At 62.1% G+C, this 4,219-nt stretch carries 3 protein-coding genes and 1 pseudogene; all 4 read left to right on the forward strand.

Annotated elements, in window-relative coordinates; all coding sequences use genetic code 11:
• Nucleotides 1-359: pseudogene (locus tag VJ604_RS08650) on the forward strand (hydrogenase 2 operon protein HybA); the annotation flags it as partial.
• Nucleotides 359-1,738 carry a Ni/Fe-hydrogenase cytochrome b subunit gene (gene hybB, locus VJ604_RS08655; protein ID WP_324081607.1) on the forward strand — a complete coding sequence of 460 codons (1,380 nt, stop codon included), beginning with the start codon at nt 359-361 and terminating at the stop codon, nt 1,736-1,738. The pseudogene VJ604_RS08650 and the gene hybB, both read left to right, overlap by 1 nt.
• Nucleotides 1,739-3,421, forward strand: coding sequence for a nickel-dependent hydrogenase large subunit (locus tag VJ604_RS08660; RefSeq protein ID WP_324081608.1), 1,683 nt, complete (start codon nt 1,739-1,741; stop codon nt 3,419-3,421).
• Nucleotides 3,422-3,703: 282 nt separating this feature from the next.
• Nucleotides 3,704-4,189 (forward strand): HyaD/HybD family hydrogenase maturation endopeptidase, encoded by a 486-nt coding sequence (locus VJ604_RS08665; protein WP_324081609.1) that lies wholly within the window; start codon nt 3,704-3,706, stop codon nt 4,187-4,189.
• The last annotated feature ends 30 nt before the right edge of the window (nt 4,190-4,219 follow it).

Here is a 4,219-nt window from a genome sequence, read left to right on the forward strand (position 1 = left end):
CCTGCGCCGAGACCTGCCCGACCGGCGCCATCAAGTTCGGCAAAAGGAAGGAGCTCCTGGAGGAGGCACACAAGCGGCTTACCGACGATCCCGACCGCTACATCGCGCACCTCTACGGCGAGCACGAGGGGGGCGGCACCAACCACCTCTACCTGGCCTCCATGCCGTTCAACAAGCTGGGGCTTCCCGACATCAAGGCGGAGGCGCCGGCAGAGTTTTCCGAGAAGATCCAGCACACCATCTACAAGGGGTTCATCGCCCCGGTCGCTCTCTACTCCACGCTCTGCTTCATCGCGGTCAAGAACATGAAGAAGCACGGCAAGGAAGGCGAACACCACGACCATAAGGAGGAGAGCTGATGGGACACAACGACGAATATCAGAGACTGGAAGGAAAGATCTTCACCAAGTCCTTCTTCATCCTCCTGCTCGTGGTGCTGGTCGGCTTCTTCTTCGTGGGCGTGCGCTACGTGAAGGGTATCGGCGCCGTCTCCAACATGAGCGACGGCTACCCGTGGGGGATCTGGATCACCTACGACGTGGCGACCGGCACCGCCATCGCCTGCGGCGGCTACGCGGTGGCCATCCTGGTCTACATCCGTAACCGCATGCAGTACCACCCGCTGATCCGTTCGGCGATCCTCACCTCCATGTTCGGTTACGGCCTGGCAGGCTTCTCGGTCATGGTCGACCTGGGACGCCCCTGGAACGCCTACAACTTCTTCATCCCCTCCAAGTGGCAGGCCAACTCCGCCATGTTCGAGGTGGCGCTCTGTGTCATGGCCTACTCGACGGTGCTCATCATCGAGTTCATCCCGGCCATCCTGACCACCATCGAGAACAGCAAGTGGGAGCGGATGAACATGGTGCGCGAGTGGCTGCACCCGCGCATCGCGCCGGATGCGAAGAGCATGACCGACAAGCTGGAAGCGGTCCGCCTGGGCGCTGCCTGGCTGAAGCCCCGCATCAACAAGGTGCTGATCTTCTTCATCGTGCTGGGCATCACCCTGCCGACCATGCACCAGTCCTCCCTGGGCTCGCTGCTCTTGATCGCCTCCACCAAGCTGCACCCGCTCTGGCACACCGGCTTCCTGCCGCTGCTGTTCCTGTTGAACTGCATCTTCATCGGCTACTCGATCGCCATCCTGGAGTCCATCATCTCCTGCTACTGCTTCCAGCGCCCCTACGAGGTGGACGAACTCTCAGGGCTGGCCGCCCTGATCCCGTATGTGACGGTGATCTGGCTCTGCGTCGTGGTCGGCGACCTGGCCCACCGCGGGCAGATCGGCTCCGCGCTGAAGGGTGATTTCTACTCCGGCTTCTTCCTCACCGAGTTCCTGCTGGTGGCCACCGGTTCGCTGATCCTCTTCTTCAAGAAGATGCGCACCTCGCCGCGCTGGCTGTTCACCTCGGCCGCCCTCATCGTGCTGGGCGGAGCGCTCTACCGCTTCAACGTCTACCTGATCGGCTTCAACCCGGGCAAAGGGTGGAGGTACTTCCCCTCCTTCGCCGAGGTCATGATTACCGTCGGTATCGTGGCGCTGGAGATCTTGGGTTACAAGGTGTTCGTGGCACTCTTCCCGGTGCTTCCGAGGGCCCACGGCCAGCACAAGTCGTCGGGACACCAGACGAAGAAGTCGGTCGAGGAAAGGCGCACCAACTCCATCGATCTGGGACTGCCGGTTCCCGACGCACAGTACAAAGCTTCCATTCAAAATCAATTGCCTTCGGAGGGATAAATGTCTACTAGAGTAACGCTGGATCCGATCACCCGTATCGAGGGACACCTGCGGGTCGACGTGGAAGTCAACGACGGCAAGGTCGCTAACGCCTGGTCCTCCGCCCAGATGTGGCGCGGGATCGAGGTGATCCTCAAGGGGCGCGACCCGCAGGATGCCTGGAGCTACGTGCAGCGCTTCTGCGGCGTCTGCACCACCGTGCACGCCATCTCCTCCATCCGCTCGGTCGAGAACGCGCTCAATGTGGAGGTGCCGCTCAACGCGCAGTACATCAGGAACATCATGATCGCGCAGCACTCGGTGCAGGACCACATCGTCCACTTCTACCACCTGTGCGCGCTGGACTGGGTCGACATCGTCTCGGCGCTGAAGGCCGATCCCAAGAAGACCGCCCAGATCGCCCAGAGCATCTCCGACTGGCCGGGCAACTCCGAGAAGGAGTTCAAGGCGACCCAGGAAAAGCTGAAGGCCTTCGTGGCCGGCGGCAAGCTGGGCATCTTCTCCTCCGGTTACTGGGGGCACCCCGCCATGCATCTCTCCCCGGAGGTGAACCTGATGGCGGTCACCCACTACCTGAAGGCGCTCGACTACCAGAGGAAGGCGTCGCAGGCGACCGCCATCCTGGGTGGCAAGAACCCGCACATCCAGAACCTGGTGGTGGGGGGCGTGGCCACCGCGGTCAACGTCGACAACCTGGCCACCCTCAACATGGAGCGGCTCATCTACATGAAGACCCTGATGGAGGAGACCAGGGACTTCGTGCAGAAGGTCTACTATCCGGACCTGCTCGCCATCGCGGCCGCCTACAAGGACTGGTTCAAGTACGGCGCCGGGGTCACCAACTACATGGCGGTACCCGAGTTCCCGCTGGACACCAAGGGGACCCAGTTCGCGCTGAGCGGCGGCATCGTGACCGACGGCAATATCGCCGGCATGCGCCCCGTCAAGGACCACCGAGACGATTACCTGATCAAGAACATCAAGGAGAACGTCACCCACGCCTGGTACGAGGGTTCCGGGACCCTGCACCCCTGGGACGGCGAGACCAAGCCCGACTACACCGACTTCAAGGAAAACGGCAAGTACTCCTGGTGCAAGGCCCCGACCCTGGACGGACGTCCGGTGCAGGTCGGCCCGCCGGCCCAGATCATGGCGGCCTACGTCTCCGGCAACGCCAAGGTCAAGAACCTGGTGGACGGCGCGGTCTCCAAGCTGGGGATCAAGCTCTCCGACATCCACTCGACCATGGGGCGCATCTACTGCCGCGGCGCCCGTGCGCACCTGATGGCCGACATCTCGCTGGACAACCTGGACAAGCTGATCAACAACCTGGCCGCCGGCGACAAGACCTACGCGAACCACACCGAGATCCCCTCCGGCGAGCACCGCGGGGTCGGCTTCCACGAGGCGCCGCGCGGCACCCTGTCCCACTGGATCGTCATAAAGGACAAGAAGATCGAGAACTACCAGGCGGTGGTTCCCTCCACCTGGAACGCCGCGCCGAGAAACGACAAGGGCGCACTCGGTCCCTATGAGGCGTCGCTGATCGGTAACCCGGTAGCCGAGCCGGACAAGCCGCTGGAAGTCTTGAGGACCATCCACTCCTTCGACCCCTGCATCGCCTGCGCGGTGCACACCATCGATCCCGAAGGAAAAGAGATCACCAAAGTCAAGGTGATGTAACAGTTCCTGCCCCGCCCCTCTCTTCATCCCCTCCCTCCCTGTGCCGGGAGGGGCGGGGGCCAGGATATACAACAGCATCTATAGAAATAACGGATAGAAGTGGTCCGACTGTCCCCTCTCCCACTTGCGGGCCGGAGCGCTCCAGCGCGCAGGCCCGAAGGGGGAGGGGTAGGGAGGGGGAACCGCCGCTGGCATTTGCCGACAGTGTTCCCGCTCGCAGCCTCCCCCCTTCGGAGGAGGGAGCGTTCGGACCTTCGCGTTATTCATTACCAGGGAGAACCCATGCAAGTCCTCATCTACGGCGCCGGCAACCTGATCCTTTCGGATGAAGGTTTCGGCGTCCATTTCGTCAGACACCTCGAGCAGAACTACGAAATTCCCCCCAACGTCGAACTCTACGATGGCGGTACGCTCGGCATCATGGTGAGCTTCAAAATCGAGGAGGCCGACAAGGTCATCATGGTCGATGTGGTTGACGTCGCGGGAGAGCCCGGCGACATCTTCCGTTTCGATCTTGAAGAGATCAAGCTGAAGAAGCTTCCTATCAAGATGTCCCCGCACCAGATCGGCCTGCAGGAGATGCTGCTGATCAGCGAGATGCGCGACGCGTCGCCACGCGATCTCACCCTGTACGGCATCATCCCCGCCTCCTTCGATCCCGGCTATACCCTCTCTCCCGCCCTGCAGGAGGGCCTGGAAAAAGTGGCGTCCCTGGTGGTGGATGAGTTGAAGTCGGTCGGCGTGGAGCTGCTGCGCAAAGCTGCGTAAGTCCCTGGTGTCTCCGTTCCCGCGCCTCTC

Origin of the sequence: Geomonas sp. (genome assembly GCF_035254065.1) — a bacterium.
Classification (GTDB): domain Bacteria; phylum Desulfobacterota; class Desulfuromonadia; order Geobacterales; family Geobacteraceae; genus Geomonas.

What these genes read in the sequence shown, in the direction of transcription:
- hybB (WP_324081607.1), top strand. Translation starts at nt 359, where the DNA reads ATGGGACACAACGACGAATATCAGAGACTGGAAGGAAAGATCTTCACC.
- VJ604_RS08660 (WP_324081608.1), top strand. Translation starts at nt 1,739, where the DNA reads ATGTCTACTAGAGTAACGCTGGATCCGATCACCCGTATCGAGGGACAC.
- VJ604_RS08665 (WP_324081609.1), top strand. Translation starts at nt 3,704, where the DNA reads ATGCAAGTCCTCATCTACGGCGCCGGCAACCTGATCCTTTCGGATGAA.